General features: G+C 39.4%; 18 protein-coding genes. 10 read left to right on the top strand and 8 right to left on the bottom strand.

Going from position 1 to position 18420, the window contains the following annotated elements:
- Nucleotides 1-230 precede the first annotated feature (230 nt).
- On the top strand, nucleotides 231-1331 hold the full coding sequence (locus tag J536_RS11010; protein ID WP_032056254.1) for a glycosyltransferase family 4 protein: 1101 nt from the start codon (nucleotides 231-233) through the stop codon (nucleotides 1329-1331).
- 56 nt (nucleotides 1332-1387) lie between these two features.
- On the opposite strand, the gene gltP is transcribed toward J536_RS11010, so the two are convergent.
- Both gltP and J536_RS11000 read right to left on the bottom strand, forming a co-directional pair.
- A complete protein-coding gene (gene gltP, locus J536_RS11005) occupies nucleotides 1388-2674 on the bottom strand; it encodes a glutamate/aspartate:proton symporter GltP (protein ID WP_002114864.1) in 1287 nt (428 codons plus the stop codon).
- A gap of 698 nt (nucleotides 2675-3372) precedes the next feature.
- Entirely contained in the window at nucleotides 3373-4482 is a 1110-nt protein-coding gene (locus tag J536_RS11000) for an endonuclease/exonuclease/phosphatase family protein (RefSeq protein WP_005079194.1), read from the bottom strand.
- Between the two features lie 187 nt (nucleotides 4483-4669).
- On the opposite strand from J536_RS11000, the gene asd reads away from it, so the two are divergent.
- From asd to truA, 5 genes are all read left to right on the top strand, one after another.
- Entirely contained in the window at nucleotides 4670-5788 is a 1119-nt protein-coding gene (gene asd, locus J536_RS10995; RefSeq protein ID WP_005079195.1) for an aspartate-semialdehyde dehydrogenase, read from the top strand.
- A gap of 148 nt (nucleotides 5789-5936) precedes the next feature.
- The gene (locus J536_RS10990; RefSeq protein WP_005079196.1) at nucleotides 5937-7286 is read left to right on the top strand and encodes a FimV family protein; all 1350 of its coding nucleotides are present in this window, start codon (nucleotides 5937-5939) and stop codon (nucleotides 7284-7286) included.
- Nucleotides 7287-7346: 60 nt separating this feature from the next.
- Entirely contained in the window at nucleotides 7347-8609 is a 1263-nt protein-coding gene (locus tag J536_RS10985) for a hypothetical protein (protein WP_032062911.1), read from the top strand.
- Nucleotides 8610-8667: 58 nt separating this feature from the next.
- Nucleotides 8668-9633, top strand: a complete 966-nt coding sequence (locus J536_RS10980) for an asparaginase (RefSeq protein ID WP_032062910.1) — start codon at nucleotides 8668-8670, stop codon at nucleotides 9631-9633.
- 20 nt (nucleotides 9634-9653) lie between these two features.
- Complete coding sequence (gene truA, locus J536_RS10975) at nucleotides 9654-10451, top strand: tRNA pseudouridine(38-40) synthase TruA (RefSeq protein WP_032062908.1); 798 nt, start codon at nucleotides 9654-9656, stop codon at nucleotides 10449-10451.
- 26 nt (nucleotides 10452-10477) lie between these two features.
- Here truA and J536_RS10970 read toward each other — a convergent pair whose 3' ends face one another.
- The gene (locus J536_RS10970) at nucleotides 10478-11488 is read right to left on the bottom strand and encodes an AraC family transcriptional regulator (protein WP_005066032.1); all 1011 of its coding nucleotides are present in this window, start codon (nucleotides 11486-11488) and stop codon (nucleotides 10478-10480) included.
- Nucleotides 11489-11751: 263 nt separating this feature from the next.
- Here J536_RS10970 and infA point away from each other — a divergent pair, with 263 nt between their 5' ends.
- Nucleotides 11752-11973, top strand: a complete 222-nt coding sequence (infA, locus tag J536_RS10965; RefSeq protein WP_001284370.1) for a translation initiation factor IF-1 — start codon at nucleotides 11752-11754, stop codon at nucleotides 11971-11973.
- Nucleotides 11974-12024: 51 nt separating this feature from the next.
- Here the strand turns inward: infA and J536_RS10960 are convergent, their stop codons facing one another.
- Nucleotides 12025-12399, bottom strand: a complete 375-nt coding sequence (locus J536_RS10960; RefSeq protein WP_002114916.1) for a lysozyme inhibitor LprI family protein — start codon at nucleotides 12397-12399, stop codon at nucleotides 12025-12027.
- 169 nt (nucleotides 12400-12568) lie between these two features.
- On the opposite strand from J536_RS10960, the gene J536_RS10955 reads away from it, so the two are divergent.
- The gene (locus tag J536_RS10955; protein ID WP_032062907.1) at nucleotides 12569-12976 is read left to right on the top strand and encodes a hypothetical protein; all 408 of its coding nucleotides are present in this window, start codon (nucleotides 12569-12571) and stop codon (nucleotides 12974-12976) included.
- Between the two features lie 53 nt (nucleotides 12977-13029).
- On the opposite strand, the gene leuB is transcribed toward J536_RS10955, so the two are convergent.
- The 4 genes from leuB to leuC all read right to left on the bottom strand — a co-directional run bounded on the left by leuB (nucleotide 13030) and on the right by leuC (nucleotide 16929).
- A complete protein-coding gene (leuB, locus tag J536_RS10950) occupies nucleotides 13030-14109 on the bottom strand; it encodes a 3-isopropylmalate dehydrogenase (RefSeq protein ID WP_002114882.1) in 1080 nt (359 codons plus the stop codon).
- A gap of 38 nt (nucleotides 14110-14147) precedes the next feature.
- Nucleotides 14148-14732 carry a hypothetical protein gene (locus J536_RS10945; RefSeq protein WP_005066026.1) on the bottom strand — a complete coding sequence of 195 codons (585 nt, stop codon included), beginning with the start codon at nucleotides 14730-14732 and terminating at the stop codon, nucleotides 14148-14150.
- Between the two features lie 112 nt (nucleotides 14733-14844).
- On the bottom strand, nucleotides 14845-15492 hold the full coding sequence (leuD, locus tag J536_RS10940; protein ID WP_002114814.1) for a 3-isopropylmalate dehydratase small subunit: 648 nt from the start codon (nucleotides 15490-15492) through the stop codon (nucleotides 14845-14847).
- Nucleotides 15493-15510: 18 nt separating this feature from the next.
- On the bottom strand, nucleotides 15511-16929 hold the full coding sequence (gene leuC / locus J536_RS10935; protein ID WP_002115007.1) for a 3-isopropylmalate dehydratase large subunit: 1419 nt from the start codon (nucleotides 16927-16929) through the stop codon (nucleotides 15511-15513).
- A 237-nt stretch (nucleotides 16930-17166) separates the two neighbouring features.
- On the opposite strand from leuC, the gene J536_RS10930 reads away from it, so the two are divergent.
- Nucleotides 17167-17421, top strand: a complete 255-nt coding sequence (locus J536_RS10930; protein WP_017482004.1) for a DUF2061 domain-containing protein — start codon at nucleotides 17167-17169, stop codon at nucleotides 17419-17421.
- Between the two features lie 115 nt (nucleotides 17422-17536).
- Complete coding sequence (locus J536_RS10925; protein ID WP_005066023.1) at nucleotides 17537-18400, top strand: LysR family transcriptional regulator; 864 nt, start codon at nucleotides 17537-17539, stop codon at nucleotides 18398-18400.
- Nucleotides 18401-18420: the final 20 nt, after the last annotated feature.

The raw sequence follows: 18420 nt of genomic DNA, 5'->3' as shown, positions 1-18420 counted from the left end.
ACAGCCTTAATTTAAAGTGAAATTCAAATACTATCGAATAGGCAGACCTTACTTTTCAAGGATAAAAAGTAAGCAAAAATCCTTTGTTCCGCTGATGTTACTTCCTTGTAACACAGCGAAACAGCGACATCCATGTCGCTAGCGCGATAGTAAATTCCGGATAATGATTTAGTTTGAAATGATGTATCTATAGATGGTACATCTTTTATAAATGTATAAGGCAAAAAACAATGAAAGTGATGCAACTTCTCCCAGAACTCAATAGCGGTGGCGTAGAACGCGGCACACTAGAAATTGCACGTGCACTGGTTGCACAAGGCCATCAATCTCTGGTTGTGTCTAATGGCGGACGATTAGTGTCTCAACTTGAAGCTGAAGGTTCTATTCACTTAACGCTACCAATTCATAAAAAATCACTTTCAAGCTTGTGGCAAATTCGTTCTTTACGTCGGCTGATTGAACAGCATCAACCTGATATTGTTCATGTGCGCTCTCGTGTACCAGCTTGGCTTACTCACTTTGCCTTAAGAAAAATACCTGCAAACAAACGCCCTCACCTCATTAGCACTGTACATGGTTTCTATTCGGTTAATCGTTATAGTGCCATTATGACTCAAGCTGAAAAAGTGATTGCTGTTTCTGACAGCGTGGTTAAATACATCACTGACCATTATAAAAACTGTCCACCGCAAGATATTGTGCGCATTTATCGAGGCATTGACCCTGCCGCTTTTCCACATAATTACCAGCCCTCAGCACAGTGGTTTAACCAAGTTTTTAATGACTTTCCTGAGCTTGAAAATAAGTTTTTACTTTGCTTACCTGGTCGTATTACACGCTTAAAGGGGCATGAAAGTTTAATTGAACTGATGCAACAACTTCAGTCGCAATATCCTCAGCTACATGCGGTTGTTGTCGGTGGTGCTGATGCCAAAAAGCAAGCTTACTTAAGTGAATTGCAAAGTACTATTCAAAGTAAAGGGCTCGCAGATAAAATTACCTTCGTAGGTCATCGCTCAGATATTCGGGAATGGCTCGCTTTTAGCGATATTGTGCTCTCTCTATCCAATCAAGCCGAAACATTCGGTAGAACAGCCTTAGAAGCACTTTCAGTGGGTTCGCCAGTGGTTGGCTGGAACCGTGGCGGTGTTGCCGAGATTTTATCGAATGTATACTCCCAAGGTCTTGTTGAAGCAGAAAATGAAAAAGCATTAATCGAGACTGTGAAAAAGCATATTGAACAACCTCAAATCGTTGCTCCTGTCACTATGTTTAGCTTAAAAGATATGTGTGATCAAACACTAGAACTTTATCAACACGTTTTGAAATAACCCAATAAAAAACCCGCGATATTCGCGGGTTTTTTTACAACTAAAAGAAAGCTATCTTATTTAAATGTTGCTTCATAAGCGGCAGCTTTTTCAGAGTCGTATTGTTTTTCCCATTTACTGATTACAAGTACAGCAAGTGCGTTACCAACAACGTTCAAAGCAGTACGAGCCATATCCATAATACGGTCAACACCAGCAATAAATGCTAAGCCTTCAAGCGGGATACCAACAGTATGTAAAGTTGCTAATAGGACAACAAATGATACGCCAGGAACACCAGCAATACCTTTAGAAGTAATCATCAAAGTAATAACCAAGATTACCTGTTGACCGATTGACATATCTATACCATAAAGCTGTGCAATAAAGATTGCTGCGATACTTTGGTAAAGTGTAGAACCGTCGAGGTTAAATGAATAACCTGTTGGGATCACAAAACTGGAAATTGCTTTTGGCGCACCGTAAGCTTCCATTTTTTGCATAATACGTGGTAAAACTGTTTCCGAGCTTGCTGTTGAGAATGCTAAAATCAATTCATCTTTTAAAATCTTAAACAAGATAAAGATGTTGATTCCAAACATTTTTGCGGTAATACCCAAAACCACAAAAGCAAAGAAAAAGATAGCGGCATAAACCAACACTACCAATTTAGCTAATGGAATGAGTGAAGTAAAACCGAAGTTAGCAACAGTTACTGCGATTAAACCAAACACACCCACAGGTGCATATTTCATGATGATGTGCGTTACACGGAACATCGTTTCTGAAACTGCATGAAACACATTTAACAATGGGTCTTTAGTAGTTGCTGGCAATGAAGACAGACCAATACCAAACAACACAGCAAAGAAAATCACAGGCAACATTTCACCGTGTGCCATAGAGTTAACAATATTGGTTGGAATCATGGACAAAATTGTCTGTACCAATCCATGTGACTGAGAACCAACTTCTTGAGCTGTATGCTGATATTGCGAAATATCAGTCGTCACTAACATCGCTTTATCTACACCAGCACCTGGTTGGAAAATATTTGCCGCAACCAAACCAACCAAAATAGCAATAGTCGTAATAATTTCAAAATAGAGAATGGTTTTAAAACCAAGTCGCCCTAAACTTTTCGTACTGCCAACACCTGCAATACCTAAAATCAAGGTAGAGAAAACGATTGGAATAACAATCATTTTAATCAGGCTAATAAATATCTTACCAAGTGGGGTAAGAACATTATTCACAATACTGTCTTTGATTTCAGGCTGGTTATGTAAAACAGCCCCGACAACTATCCCTAGGATTAAAGCAATTAAAATTTGCCAAGCAAGGCTAAATTTAAAATTCTTCATAAGACAATCCTTATGCACCGCAAAGTATCAAATATGAGAGGGAGAAGACCACTAACTAAGAGTGAAACCTCAACATGCACACTAATTCCCAAACAGAAATTTAAATGTACAAACAAATCACAACCCGCCGATCCGGCGAAGTAAAAAACAATGCCTGTTGACGATCCAACATGTCAACGATCGGCACATTCTATTGAGATTTATTAATTAAACAACCCCAATTTATCTTTAAATAAATCAAAGCCTATATTTATTCCTTAATAAACTATAAAAACAAAAACTTAGATAAAAAAAATTTTATATCTTTTTTCACTAAAAATTGCGCAGATGTATATGAAAACATATGGAGGCTTAACGCGAATTAAATAGATTTTAAAAATAAGATAAACTTGGAAATATTTATGTGATTTGCAATAAATTTAATAAGGTATATAAAAATATCAACCCGAGTTCTGCGTCCTGCAAAACTCGGGTAAATGAGGTTGTGCTTTCAGGTTAATAATTATTTTTATCGTTTCCGTTCCAACATCTGATCCGTGATGCTATTCCATATCAGCGTTATGTATCCTTACGTGGGATTATCCATTCCCGGTTCCGTGTGCCGATGAATGTAGAATAAGGTTTTTATAACCCTCTGCCTATTCGCCCTAGACTCAAATCTTTGTACGATATTGCTTACATCACTTTTTATATTCTTTTTATTTATAAGGCTGTGCAATTTTATCAGTTACTACTTTTTCTTCAGCTTCAGCCTTTGCAATTCCTTCTTGGATGGCTCTTTGCGCCTCTTCTTCATCATCTTGAGTTTGTTCCAGTTCCTCTTGAATATGCTCAAATATTCGACCAGTCTGCAAAACCACATAGACAGGAAAATGATCAGATCCAATATGAGGTAAACGCTGCATCTTCACTAAACCGAAGTCTGTACTATGGAAAATATGGTCTAAAGACCAGCGCAATAAAGGATAGTCCGCATGAAAAGTATTAATAAAATGTCGCCCAACACGCGGGTCAAGCAATCCACTAATCCGTTGAAATAACCGTGTAGTACGTGACCAAGCTACATCGTTTAAATCTCCCATCACAATACAGCTTTCATCTAGATCTTTAATTTGGTCGCCCACAATTAAAAGTTCAGCATCGCGTAGAGTTGAATCCTTCGCCTCAGTTGGACTAGGTGGCTTAGGATGCAAACAATAGAGTTGAACTGGCATACCAGATCGTAAAGTCACAGTGGTATGAATAGAGGGAATTTCATCACTGAGAATAAATTTAACTTCAGTATTTGATAAAGGTAGACGGCTATATAAATGCATGCCGTAGAGGTTATCTAAGGGTACAGGAACGCGATAAGGATAGTCACTTTCAATCTCTCTTAAAGCATTTTCCCATGTCGTATCGCTTTCCAATGTAAGTAGTAAATCTGGTTTTAATGTCCTGATCTGTTCAAGCAATAAATGATACTTATCATTAGGAGTAAGGACATTCGATACGATTAATGAAATCTGCTTTTGTGGATCTAATTGAGACGTCTTCACCTGTTTAACCTGTTTTTTCCAAAACAAGGTATAGGGCAAAATCATTTTAAGCTGATAGGCAATGGCAGCAATGAGCGCAGCCAGCACGACTTCACGCCAGAGATTCCATTCGGTTGGCCAAAACAGCATTCCTATAAAAGCTAAAAGACCAACAAATAGAATCTGCAACCTAGGAAAATCGGCACCACGAAACCACCACTCATCACGAGGAATAAGTGACCAGAAACTTAACCAAATCACCAGACCAGCTAGAACTTCGATATAAATCATTGAATTTTCTCTTTTAAGATGATTTGTTTTTTAAAGTTTTTGTCATCTTTATCAATTTTGTATGTAACATAAACAAGATATTCTACTCAATAAAGATGGTGTTTTGTTTCTGTAACGCTTGCAGTTGTGGACACTTTTGATACACTCAACTCCCCCTAACAATTTTAACGCACCGAGGCAAAATGACATGAAAGTAGGTCTGGTCGGTTGGCGCGGGATGGTCGGTTCCGTCCTTATGCAACGTATGGTTGAAGAGAATGATTTTGCTCATATTGAGCCATTTTATTTCTCTACCAGTAATGCAGGTGGTGAAGCTCCTTCATTTGGTGGTAAGACTGCCCCAGCACTTATGGAAGCTACAGACATTAATAGTCTGAAGCAAATGGATGTCATTATTACCTGTCAAGGTGGTGACTATACGTCTGAAGTTTTCCCACAGTTAAAAGCGACTGGTTGGGATGGCTACTGGATTGACGCAGCTTCAACTTTACGTATGTCAGATGATGCGATCATCGTTCTTGACCCAGTAAACCTTAACGTTATTAAAGACGGCTTGGTTAACGGCACCAAAACTTTCGTAGGTGGTAACTGTACAGTATCGCTTATGTTGATGGGTGTAGGTTCACTTTTCCAAAATAATTTGGTGGAGTGGATGACTGCTATGACTTATCAAGCAGCATCAGGTGCTGGCGCACAAAACATGCGTGAGCTAATTACTGGTATGGGCTACTTATATAACAATACTAAAACATTGTTAGATGATCCTAAATCTGCAATTTTGGATATTGATCGTCAAGTTGCTGAGTTACAACGTGGTGAAGGTTTCCCATCTGCTAACTTTGGTGTGCCATTAGCGGGTTCATTAATTCCTTACATTGATAAGCAACTTGAAAACGGTCAATCAAAAGAAGAGTGGAAAGGTCAGGTTGAAACCAACAAGATCTTGGGTAACTCACAAATTGTTCCTATCGACGGCCACTGTGTCCGTATTGGTGCGATGCGTTGCCACTCTCAAGCGCTTACTATCAAGTTGAAAAAAGATGTGCCGCTTGATGAAATCGAAGATATGATTTGTACTTCAAGCCAATGGGCGAAAGTTGTACCAAACACTCGTGAAGCGTCTATGACTGACCTTACACCTGTTGCTGTAACTGGTACCTTAACTGTGCCTGTAGGTCGTCTACGTAAACTCAACATGGGTAAAGAATATCTAGGTGCATTTACAGTGGGTGACCAGTTACTCTGGGGTGCTGCTGAGCCTTTACGTCGTATGTTACGTATTTTAGTTGAATACAAAAGCTCATAATTTGATTTGAATTATTCAGTCAAAATAAAAAGCCGATCACATTAGATCGGCTTTTTCGTAACTGGTTTGTGAAAATTTTACAATTTATTTACATTTCATTATTGTATAATTTTGAATGACTTTACGACTTATTAGGTCATGGATTGAGATGACTGTTTATAACAAATTAAAAATTGCCATTTTCACCATTATGTCTTCGCCTTCTATTTATGCGATTACATTAGACCCTATACAAATTCAGTCCGCACCTGGCGATTTGTTATATGCCGAAATGAATTTTCAACAAGCTGACCCCAACGCTAATCTACAAGTCAGTCTAGCGACTCCTGAAGATTTAAGCGCGTTAGGCGTAACTCATCAGCCGCCCGGAAATCTTAATTTTTATACACGCCAAAACGGTCAAGGCTCAGGGGTTATTGTAATTACCTCATCTCGCCCTGTGATTGATCCTGAACTAAATATTGTAGTAAAAATTAGTGAAGGTTCTGCCACACGTTTGCAGCATATCAAAACCGTAATTAAGCCTTCTTCTATAAAAAAGACTGAAAATAACGAAAGTACTTTGTCACCTCAGTTTATTGTCAATGAAAAAGACATTGCTCTAAATCTGCCAGAAAGTACTAGATATGCATCACCAACTTCGGCCTCAACTACAAATAATTCAAATGATGAACACAGTCTTAGTATTAACGTTGGAACTGCTCCAGCAATAAACACAAATTCATCCAATACACTTAGTGCAAATCCTTCTACTCAGGTTGCTCAACAAGTTACAACAGCTACTACTCCAGATCAGACAGAAATTAAACCAACCAGCGCTAAGACAGCTACAAATAATTCACCAAAAACTCCGGTCAAAAATCTAACAGCGCAAAAGAAATCTGTATCTCAAAAAGCGCTTAACCAAAATCCTGCGAAGAAACAATCGTTAAGTTCCTACAAAGGACCAGCATCATCAGGTAAATATGTGGTACAGCGAAATGAGTCTTTATGGAGCATTGCTAATCGTATTGCCGCGAAAACAAAACAACCTGTTGCGAAAGTCATGCATGATATTCAAACACAAAACCGACATGCTTTTATTCAAGGTGATGTAAATCGTTTGCGTCAGGGAATCGCACTTAACCTAGCTCACTCTCCTGCAGCTAAACCTCATCAAAACAAGTCAAAAACAGATATCGCACATACTGCAAAATCAACTTCTGGCAAAGCAAAATACCGTTTACAACAAGCCGAAATGAGTATTGTGGCTGAAAACAGTCAAAATTCTACACATGGAAGTGCTAAAAAGAGCACACAACAAAGTCAAAACAATACTGAGTTAGCAGTAAAAGTTATGACAACAAGAGAAAAAACCGTTACATTACAAAGGAATGTAACCAAACTAAATCAAACTTTACGTTTAAAAGACCAACGTATTCAACTTCTGAATGCACGTTTGGCAGAGTTACAACAGCAGTTACAAGCACAGCAACAGACTCATAAGCAAAAGCATTAAGTTAAAACCAGAGTCAGCTCGCTTTATATTGCAAATATTTATTTTTTTAAGGGGAAAGTAATGTTATATGTGATTCCATTCATCATATTGCTCGTGGTCGCTGTCATTTTAAAAAAACGCGAAAATAGCCAAAAGCAAGAGTCGAATTCCCCTAAAACAATAAATAGAAAAACCAATAAAAAAGCGAACTCTAAATCAAGTAAAAACTCGCGTGAAAAAACTAAAGTAAATGTAGTTGAAGAATCTATTCCCTCTACCCCACAAAGCAGTCCTGTTCCAGACGCTGTTCGTCAGAAGATTCAGCTACTTATTCAAGAAAGACAATTCTCAGCCGCTGAAGCTCAAGTCAATCAGGCGCTAAAGAAAGATAATACGCAACATGAACTTTATTTATTGCTACTTGAGATTCATATTGCACAAAAAGATGAGTTTGCAATAACTCAACTGATTAGCCATATTCGTAGCTTAGCGCTCAATGAAATAGCCATTCAAGCAGAAGCCAGACAAAAAGAATATGAGTCATCAAGACAACCAGATGCGATCGATTTTCCTCAAGCTCAAACATACCAAGAGCCAAAAAATACATCTGATGCAACAGCTCAGTTTGACCAATTAACAACAAGTTCTTCTGAAACTTCTTTTGATGAATTGCAGCAAGACTATACGCCTGTAAAGCAAGAACCTGCTGTTGAAGTTGAACCTTTAGAGTTTAACTTTTCATTTGAGCAAACCACGACTACCGAAAGTACCAGCCAACCAACACAGAAATCAGAGTTATCGCCATCTCAAGAAACAAATGAGCTAGCTGACCTAGAGTTTTCTTTTGACTTGGCACCTCTGCATGAATCTGAGGAAAAAAACCAGACAGTAGCGGCACCAGCAGCTCAAGAGAACACCAATGCTTTGGATTTTAATCTTGAATTAACCCATGAAAATCCAGAAGTAAAACCTAATGAACAGATCTCATCATTAGATGAGCTTCAACTCTTAGAACAAGTTCCATTAGACTCGAATTCAATAGCACCTTTTGAGTTTTCGCTAGACGAGCCTGCATTAGTTACAGCACCAGAGATTGAAACTCAAAACCTTGTAGACCTAGTAGGCGAAGAAACTACCCCAGATCAAACTAAAGATCCCCTTGTAGAAGCTTTTCCAGAATTAAAACAGTTAGATAAAAATGAACTTGATCTAAAACTAGCTGAGCAATACATCAAGCTAGGAGCTTACCCAGCAGCTCAAGCCTTATTGGCAAGCAATGAGCAAAAATTCAACACAGAACAACAACAACGCGCGAAAAACTTACTTAATCGCATAGCTTCTTAGAACTGTTCGATTTACCATAAGCAGTCAGAGATGACTGCTTTTTTATGCCTGCAAAAATATGAAAAAAATAGCCTTATTTTATATGGGTGGTACTTTTGGTTGCATTGGTGAACCTCTAGCTCCTATGCCTTATGAGCAATTCTTACCTCAACTTGAAAAAGTGATTCCCCCACACTTAACAGTTGACTGCTTTGCTGCACCCAATATTGTTGATAGCAGTGCATGTACGGCACCTGACTGGTTACGCCTGATTCAACGCATACAACAACTACAACTTGAAGGTTATCAGCATTTCGTTGTTATTCATGGTACAGACACGCTCAGTTACGCGGCTGCAACCCTAGCCCGCTTTTTAGGCCAAAGCTGTCATATTGTGATTACCGGTAGCCAATATCCGCTACTCAATATTCAGGGCGATAACACCCGTGAATTTACTGATGCAATTGAAAACTTATATCTTGCATTAGAACAAGTGATTGCTTTACCTGTGGGTGCTTATCTCGCATTCCACCATCAAGTATTCCACGCGCAGACTGCATTAAAAACGCATACGACTGAACTCGATGCATTTTCAGGGTTAAGTAGTGAAGCTGAGTTTACGCCTCAGCAAAATGAATTGATCGTACAAGATGCCCAAATTGAACGAGCTGCTTCCTTCCAGATTTTAAACTGGATGATGCAACCCATTGCAACACAGCACTTAGTACAACAATTACGTCACTTACTTTCAGCCCCACCACACTTTTTAGTGTTACAAGGTTTTGGTACTGGCAATATTGCAGTAAACCAAGAATTACTTGCAACATTAGATGAGCTTTACGCACGTGGCTGTGTTCCAATTCTTACCACTCAGGTGACATTCGGTGGTATTGATCAACGTTATGCGATTAGTGCATGGACCAAAACTGCAAAAATTGTCATCAGTGATGCACATAGCCATGCAGATCTCTATGCAAAAGCACTTCAAATCTATTTAAAATACCCAACCCCAGAACAATGGCTCAGTCATTGGAATGATAATTAGCATTAAATAGAGGTGAAGCTATGCAACGTTATGCAGTCGGTATTGAATTTAGCGGAGTTCAATACCGAGGTTGGCAAACACAACAGCCAGGCGTTGCCAGCGTTCAGGAAACGATCGAGCGTGTACTGAGTAAAATTGCAGATGAGCCTATTGCACTTCACGGCGCGGGTCGTACTGACGCTGGAGTACATGCAACAAATATGGTGGCACACTTTGATACGAACGCTATTCGTCCAGAAACAGGATGGTTAAGAGGGGCAAACAGCCAACTGCCTAAAGATATTTCCATTCAGTGGATTAAACTGATGGATGAAAGTTTTCATGCCCGCTTTAAAGCTACTGCCCGACGTTACCGCTATATCATCTATAACGCACCGCATCGCCCAGCACTATTACATAAGCAAGTTACGCACATTTACCAAAAACTAGATGTGCAAAAGATGATTGAAGCTGCCAGTAAATTTGAAGGAACGCATAACTTTGAAACTTTCCGTGCAGCAGCATGCCAGTCAAACCAGCCTGTTCGACATGTAAAACATTGCCGTTTATTTGAACATGGACGCTATTTAGTTTTAGATATTCAAGCAGATGGTTTTTTACACCATATGGTGCGTAATATTGTCGGGTGCTTACTCGAAATTGGTCAAGGTATGTATGAGATAGATCATATCGATGCAATGTTTGCGGCACAGGATCGTAAGGCAGCTGGGGTAACTGCCCCACCCGATGGCCTTTATTTTATTCAGTGTAATTATCCTGAGCAGTTTGATTTACCGCAGCCACCACTTGGGCCACATTGGCTAAACTTACCTGAGTAAGCTTAGCCAATTCAACATATACTTATCTAACGGTGTTGTTTACGCTTACGGTATTCAACAGGTGTTTCATTCGTCCAACGCTTAAATGCACGATAGAACGTACTTGGTTCAGAGAAACCAGTTAAATACACAATACGTTCAACACTCTCATTGGTATTTGCCAGAAGCTTTTTAGCCAAACGACAACGATAGTCAGAAAGTATTTGTTGAAAACTGGTATTTGCCTCACTGAGCTGAGTACGTAGACGACGCGGCGTAATATTCAACTGAGCAGCAACCGTCTCTAAAGTTGTTTCTCCACTTTCAAGTGTCGAACCAATCGCACGACGAACCTCACCCACTAAATCATAACGGGCGAGTTCTTGTAACTTTTCAATCGCTAATTGTTCATGCAATTGAAGTAACTCAGGCTCTGCCTGCCAAAGCTGAAAATCTAAAATAGCTGGGTCAAAATATAAACGTGTCTCTTTCTGACCTAAGCTAACTGGGCAGCCAAATACACGGAAATATTCATCCTCAGAAGCTCCTTCGCTAAAATTAAAATCGATGAAGATAGGATGAAATTGTCCTTCAGTAATGAACTTAAAAAATCTAAGCACGCCCGAAATCGCACATTCAGAGAAATGACGATTGACGAGATTGTCAGCACCAATCTGTTCACCATTAGTTAAATAACAACGTCCTTCTTCAACGACTAGTTTTGCATCAAATGCATCACTAATCAGTCGTTGATAAGCTAAGGCTCGTTTTAAGCCTTCACCAAAGGTTTCACTACTAATAAATAGATGTTCAATCACCTGCCCTCGATACAAAGGCAAATGTTCACCTAAATGCAGACCGATGTCTGGATCTTTACTGACTTCCTGAGCGGCAGTCCAAAAGGCGTACTGTGCACTTAACGGTGTACGTGCATTGGTATCGACCTGATTTAAAGCAACTCCCGCTTTGGTTAATATTTCTTCTGTTGGCAAACCCGCACGACGAATCGCTTGGTAGCCAAAGCGTAATACAACTGATGCATCTGTTAGCTGACCCACGCAGTGCCCTTCCATGTAGATACTTCATTGATATTTAGGGCTGTTGACCTTTATGCAATTAACAGTCCCTAATAACTATGATTTTAGATTAGCGTTGATTGACCAAACTGACAACAGAATTACACTTCTTTTGTGAAAAAAATTAAATCTTTTTTTATTAGTCATACTTTAACCAGATGCTTTAGCAGAAGTGTGTCTATCTTGTTTTTTTTAAAAAAATTGACTATAATTTGCGCCTTTCCAATTTGATCATCAGGTAGGCTATGGCCAATAAAGAGGAACTCATTGAGTTCGAAGGCGTTGTCACCGAAACGCTTCCTAATACGATGTTCCGTGTACGTCTTGAAAACGGTCACGAAGTTATTGCACACATTTCTGGTAAAATGCGTAAACACTATATTCGTATTCTTACTGGCGACAGTGTAAAAGTCGAAATGACTCCATATGACTTAACTAAAGGTCGTATTACGTACCGTGCTCGCTAATTAGTGAATGCAAAAAAGCCACTTTATGATGTGGCTTTTTTATTGCGTTATTTATTCACTTAGGCGACTGGTTTTACATCCCACCGTTTGGCATTCACGCAATCTTTCTTGCAGCCAATGGTTTCTTTCTTGCGTTGTCTGTAAACGACATTGCACGTCTACACTATTCCTATTTGAATCTGTACACTCAGCATCACGTTGACGTATCCATGCAAGCTGAGACTTCTTAAGAATATTTTTCTGCGCGGTGTTTAACTTTACTCGCAGTGCTTGATAGTTCTTGTTTAGATCTGCATCAGCACTCGCATAAATTTTATTTGTACAGTAAATATCATCGTAAGTATTGCGGGCACTATCACAGTTATCTGCATAGACTGAAGTCACGCCAAAGCTGCATAGAAATGCAAAAAATATTTTTTTCATCATGTTTTCCTTAAGTTTTTTACAAAATAATTATAAAGCCTTTTGAATATTAGTATGAATCTCTAAATAAACTTATTCTCCATTTATCTTAATCCTCCTTTTTTGCTTTACAAGCTTGTAAATACAACCTATTGTTCTTTAATAATAAATATAATTTCATATAGTGAGAAAAATGAACATATATACCCGCTGCCAAATTGGCTTATTATCTTTCATCATTATTTGTCTTAACGGTTGTGCTAGCCACCCACGTCAATCCGTAGATTTACAGGAATATTTAAAAGGCTTTTTAGGTAAATCCTCGGCGACCATTCAACAAGATATCAATCTACGTAGCCTTGGTTTTCAAGTCGCCAACTCTCCGCAAAGAACACCCAATCAGCTCATCTATACGATTTTGCGTCCTTTAAGCATTCCTATTCCAATGGTGAGTAATGTTGATATGAGAGGAAGCTCTATTCCTGTCCAATCAGGAAATCTGAGCGGCAATTCTTATGATATTAATTTCAATTGCAAAGTGATTTTCCAGCTTAAAAATGATGTTGCTGAATCAATTCAATATGAGGGTAAAGCCTGCTAAGACATCGGCACAAAAAAACGCAGCTCAACGCTGCGTTTTTTTATAATAAGCTTTTAAGCAAGAGCAGCTACAACAGCCTCACCCATTTCAGCCGTACCTACTTTTGTCATACCTTCAGACATAATATCTGCTGTACGCAAACCTTGATCAAGCACTTGACCTACTGCATCTTCAATTGCTTTTGCAGCAGCTTCTTCACGGAATGTGTAGCGAAGCATCATTGCAACTGAAAGAATAGTTGCTAATGGGTTTGCCACATTTTGACCCGCGATATCAGGTGCAGAACCATGGCAAGGCTCATACATACCTTTGCCATTTTCATCTAACGAAGCCGATGGCAACATACCGATTGAGCCTGTAAGCATTGCTGCTTCATCAGATAAGATGTCGCCAAACAAGTTACCCGTTACGATCACGTCAAACTGTTTCGGTGCACGTACAAGTTGCATTGCAGCGTTATCAACATACATATGTGAAAGCTGAATATTTGAATAATTTGCTTGCTGTAAATCAGTAACTGTTTGCTTCCAAAGCTCTGTAACTTCCAAAACGTTAGCTTTATCTACAGAACAAACCTTTCCACCACGTAAGCCTGCAAGTTCAAAAGCTACTTTTGCAATACGCTTAATTTCGCTTTCAGAATAAACGTCGGTGTTATAACCTTGCTTTTCACCGTTTTCGAGTTCACGGATACCACGTGGCTGACCGAAATAGATACCGCCAGTCAATTCACGAACAATTAAAATATCTAAGCCAGCAACAATTTCAGGCTTTAAGCTCGAAGCATCTGCTAATTGCGGATATAAAATCGCTGGGCGCAAGTTAGCAAACAAGTTAAGTTCACTACGAATTTTTAAAAGACCACGTTCAGGGCGAATAGAACGCTCAATGGTGTCCCATTTTGGTCCGCCTACCGCACCTAATAAAATTGCATCAGCTTTTTTTGCTTGTTCACTTGTTACTGCTGGGTACGGTTCACCATGCGCATCAATTGCCGCGCCGCCTAATAAGCCATGTTCCCAAGTTAACGATAAATTAAATTTTTCATTTACTGTATTTAATACTTTTTCTGCCGCCCCAACAATTTCAGGACCAATACCATCACCAGCTAAAATTAAAATCTGTTTAGACATGAACTTTTTCCATTTTCCAAAGACAAGCAGTGCTACAACTACCGCGGTGTTAATTTTTTCTGCTCAAGGAATTCACCTAGTCCTGTTGTAACATCAAATGGTCGACAAAAACGGCGAATGACATGCCCATCTTGTTCTAAATCGACACATAATGGATCTGGTACAGAAACATTCAGCAAACTACCCGAACGGTTAGATTTGTCTCGGTACATTTTAAATGTATAGCGATGGTTAGCATTAAACTGGTGAATCACATGAAATGTTTCTGCACGATCCGGAGAGATCGGATAGAAACGAATCACCACTTCATATTGTTTAGCAGGCACTGATAAATATAAGCTGTTAGTTTGGCTAAGCACTGAACCTTGTAATCTCACAATCCCTTGATGAATTGCCTGATTACTAATTCTTCGTGTTTGCGCATCCACTACAGTAATATCATTTAGTCGTTCAAATTCACAACTCTTCGCGCCCGAACAATATATTGCTGCATTCTGCCCCAAATTTTCTTGTTCAGCCTGCTTAATGCGGACAGTATCCACTACATTGTAAGTGCTTTGACAAGCACTGAGTGTTATTGCGCACAGGCTCAACAAAAAGCTATGAGTAACGTTCCTCTTCATTGTTCAAGCCCAATCCTCATCTAGTGCATAATTCTAAGGTGTTTTTATGCTTTAGCATGTTAGCAAGAGTTTGAACGCTACGCCATGGCTATGTTTAAAATGTACCGAAAGGTTAATTCAACTCTTGGAATACCCAAGGACGAACTTGTTTAGTTTTTTCTTCATAAGCGCGAATTGCGTCCGCATTTTGAAGAGTTAAACCAATATCATCCAATCCATTTAACAAGCAGTGCTTACGAAACGGATCAACTTCAAATTTAAATGCTTCACCTGTTGGAGTACGTACTTCTTGAGCTGCTAAATCAATTGTTAATTGATATCCCTCATTAGCAGCACATTCTTTAAATAACTGCTCAACTGTTTCTTCTGGCAAAATGACAGGTAACATGCCATTTTTGAAACAGTTATTAAAGAAAATATCAGCAAAGCTTGGTGCAATAACGGTACGGAATCCATATTCATTTAATGCCCAAGGTGCATGCTCACGACTTGAACCACAACCAAAGTTAGTACGAGCAATTAAAACAGTTGCTCCTTGATAACGAGGCTGGTTTAAAACGAAATCCGGATTTTTTGGACGTACTGAATTGTCTTGTCCTGGATAACCTTCATCTAAATAACGAAGTTCATCAAATAAGTTGTCGCCAAAACCAGTGCGCTTAATCGACTTTAAAAACTGTTTTGGAATAATTAAATCTGTATCAACATTGGCACGATCTAATGGTGCAACGATACCTTGTTCAACTGTATAAGCTTTCATGGTTTGCTCCAGACCGAATTAAAATGAACGAACATCAACAAAGTGACCAGCGATTGCAGCCGCTGCTGCCATTGCTGGGCTCACCAAGTGAGTACGACCACCATTGCCTTGACGGCCTTCAAAGTTACGATTAGATGTCGATGCACAGTGTTCACCTGGTTGTAACTTATCTGCATTCATTGCTAAACACATTGAACAACCCGGCTCACGCCATTCAAAGCCAGCTTCCAAGAAGATTTTATCCAAGCCTTCTTTTTCAGCTTGTTGTTTGACTAAACCAGAACCTGGAACAATCATAGCTTGCTTAATCGTAGACGCCACTTTACGGCCCTTAACTACCTCAGCCGCAGCACGGATGTCTTCAATACGAGAATTAGTGCAAGAACCGATAAAGACACGATCAAGTTGAATATCAGCTAATGCTTGGCCTGCATTTAAACCCATATATTGATAAGCACGCGTCCAGTCATTACGTTGAACGTCATCTTTCGCTTGTTCTAAAGTTGGTACAGCTTCTGTGACAGGAATAACCATCTCAGGTGAAGTTCCCCAAGACACTTGTGGCTCGATCTCTGCGCCATTTAACTCAACGACTGCATCAAACACAGCATCTTCATCTGAATGCAATGTGTTCCAGTAAGCAACTGCTTGTTCCCATTGCTCGCCTTTTGGTGCATAGCTACGGCCTTTTACGTATTCAATGGTTTTGTCATCAACAGCCACCATACCGACACGAGCACCGGCTTCAATCGCCATGTTACATACCGTCATACGCCCTTCAATCGACATATCACGGAAAACCTGGCCACCGAATTCGATTGCATAACCCGTACCGCCAGCAGTACCGATCTTACCGATAATCGCCAACACCACATCTTTTGGTGTTACGCCTTTACCCAATACGCCATCTACACGAACTAACATATTTTTAGATTTTTTCTGAATCAAGCATTGTGTTGCTAACACATGTTCAACTTCAGATGTCCCAATACCATGCGCCAAGCAACCAAAAGCACCGTGAGTCGCTGTATGTGAATCGCCACATACCACCGTCATGCCCGGCAAAGTTAAGCCCTGTTCAGGCCCAACTACATGCACAATCCCCTGACGAATATCATTAATACTAAATTCAACAATATTAAAGGCTTTACAATTGTCATCTAAGGTTTGAACTTGAATACGAGACGTATCATCTTCAATACCAGCGATGCCTTGGTCACGTTCCTTTTTAGACGTTGGAACGTTGTGGTCCGGTGTAGCAACGTTTGCACTTAAACGCCATGGTTGACGATCCGCAAGTTGCAATCCTTCAAATGCTTGTGGACTTGTCACTTCATGCAATAAATGACGGTCAATGTATAGTAAACATGAGCCATCATCACGCTGTGAAACAACGTGGTCATCCCACAATTTGTCATATAAAGTTTTGCCTGCCATGTCGTCTTGCTCCATTGGACTGGGTAATTCTGATCTTTATTCGATTATAGCCAGAGTTTCACATAAATCTAATTTATCATTTTTATAAATTAGAAAACTTTTTGGAATAAATTATGATTTCCGCAAGGTACATCAAATTTAATAAATCGTTTTTGTTAATGATTATCATTTGCATAATCAATTTTTAATCTTACACTCTAATGCCTATACTAAAAATATCTAAAGTGGCTAAAGAGAATGATCATGGCTAATATCCAAAAATTCGTTATAAATAATCAACGTACCTTAAAGAAAACCTTAAGCTATTACATTATGCATATTACTGTAGCAATGCTAGTTGCATACTTTGTAACAGGTAATATCTGGATGGCTTTAACATTAAGTATGCTTGAACCAACCGTACAAGCTTTTGCTTTTTTCTTCCATGAAAAAGTTTGGGCTGCTAAAGATCGCCGCGTATCAGCCTTAGCTGAAAAAGAAACAACGGCTTAGGCTAAGATTAGTGCGGTAATTCACAACTTTCTCACTCGTTTTGCTGCAAGCATGATACGATTTTGGCTCGGCAACTTTAGCCCCTCGATTTTTTTATTCCAAGTTGAGTTGTATTATGAATCTTGCAGCCTTTGAAGCTTTTGTAAAAGTCATGGAAACAGGGTCTATCTCTGTGGCAGCAGATCAGTTATTTATTACTCAACCTGCTGTTACCAAAAGAATTCACAGCTTAGAAGAATATTTTGGCGTAAAACTATTTGAATCTGCAGGCCGAGGTGTTCAGGCAACTCATGCCGCACATTCATTACTTCCTAAAGTTAAAAACTGGTTAAATGAGCTGGGTGATATTCACCATACGCTGAGCCATGAACAAACTCAGGTACAAGGCCGCTTAAAAGTCGGTACGAGTCACCATATTGGTTTGCACCATTTACCCGCACCACTTAAGCATTTTGTTCAGCAATTTCCTCAAGTCACTCTAGATGTGCATTTTGTTGACTCAGAGCAAGCCCATGAACAAGTATTAGCTGGTGATCTAGAACTAGCATTTTTAACGCTTCCTCCTTCAGGAGATGAGCGTCTTAACTACATTACAATTTGGAATGATCCTTTAGTTTTTGTTGCTGCCCCTTTTCATCCGCTGGCACAAAAGAAGAATCTTACCTTACAAGATTTAATTGAATATCCAAGCTTATTACCCGCTGCACAAACTTATACTGCTCAAATCACTTTGGCTGAGTTTGAAAAACAAGGCCTTAAACCCAAAATTACCATGAGCAATAACCCTCTTGAGTCTATTCGTATGTTGGTGTCGATTGGTTTGGGTTGGTCAGTTTTACCAAAAACTCTGTTGAATCAGGATATGCAGCAGCTTGATTTAAATGTTGAGATGAATCGTCAATTAGGTATGGTTTGGCATCCTGCACGCACTCAATCTAGAGCCATGCAGGAGTTGATTAAAATGATGCAGGATGCATAAAAGACTCCCATCTAAGCATC

Origin of the sequence: Acinetobacter sp. 809848, assembly GCF_000581275.1 — a bacterium.
GTDB classification, from domain to species: Bacteria; Pseudomonadota; Gammaproteobacteria; order Pseudomonadales; family Moraxellaceae; genus Acinetobacter; species Acinetobacter pittii.
Note: the sequence above shows the minus strand (reverse complement) of the source record. Positions and strands in the feature narration are given on the sequence as shown.

Bases quoted from the DNA above. Each gene is read 5' to 3' on its own strand.
- J536_RS11010 (WP_032056254.1), top strand. From the start codon at position 231: ATGAAAGTGATGCAACTTCTCCCAGAACTCAATAGCGGTGGCGTAGAA.
- gltP (WP_002114864.1), bottom strand. From the start codon at position 2,674: ATGAAGAATTTTAAATTTAGCCTTGCTTGGCAAATTTTAATTGCTTTA.
- J536_RS11000 (WP_005079194.1), bottom strand. From the start codon at position 4,482: ATGATTTATATCGAAGTTCTAGCTGGTCTGGTGATTTGGTTAAGTTTC.
- asd (WP_005079195.1), top strand. From the start codon at position 4,670: ATGAAAGTAGGTCTGGTCGGTTGGCGCGGGATGGTCGGTTCCGTCCTT.
- J536_RS10990 (WP_005079196.1), top strand. From the start codon at position 5,937: ATGACTGTTTATAACAAATTAAAAATTGCCATTTTCACCATTATGTCT.
- J536_RS10985 (WP_032062911.1), top strand. From the start codon at position 7,347: ATGTTATATGTGATTCCATTCATCATATTGCTCGTGGTCGCTGTCATT.
- J536_RS10980 (WP_032062910.1), top strand. From the start codon at position 8,668: ATGAAAAAAATAGCCTTATTTTATATGGGTGGTACTTTTGGTTGCATT.
- truA (WP_032062908.1), top strand. From the start codon at position 9,654: ATGCAACGTTATGCAGTCGGTATTGAATTTAGCGGAGTTCAATACCGA.
- infA (WP_001284370.1), top strand. From the start codon at position 11,752: ATGGCCAATAAAGAGGAACTCATTGAGTTCGAAGGCGTTGTCACCGAA.
- J536_RS10960 (WP_002114916.1), bottom strand. From the start codon at position 12,399: ATGATGAAAAAAATATTTTTTGCATTTCTATGCAGCTTTGGCGTGACT.
- J536_RS10955 (WP_032062907.1), top strand. From the start codon at position 12,569: ATGAACATATATACCCGCTGCCAAATTGGCTTATTATCTTTCATCATT.
- leuB (WP_002114882.1), bottom strand. From the start codon at position 14,109: ATGTCTAAACAGATTTTAATTTTAGCTGGTGATGGTATTGGTCCTGAA.
- J536_RS10945 (WP_005066026.1), bottom strand. From the start codon at position 14,732: ATGAAGAGGAACGTTACTCATAGCTTTTTGTTGAGCCTGTGCGCAATA.
- leuD (WP_002114814.1), bottom strand. From the start codon at position 15,492: ATGAAAGCTTATACAGTTGAACAAGGTATCGTTGCACCATTAGATCGT.
- leuC (WP_002115007.1), bottom strand. From the start codon at position 16,929: ATGGCAGGCAAAACTTTATATGACAAATTGTGGGATGACCACGTTGTT.
- J536_RS10930 (WP_017482004.1), top strand. From the start codon at position 17,167: ATGATCATGGCTAATATCCAAAAATTCGTTATAAATAATCAACGTACC.
- J536_RS10925 (WP_005066023.1), top strand. From the start codon at position 17,537: ATGAATCTTGCAGCCTTTGAAGCTTTTGTAAAAGTCATGGAAACAGGG.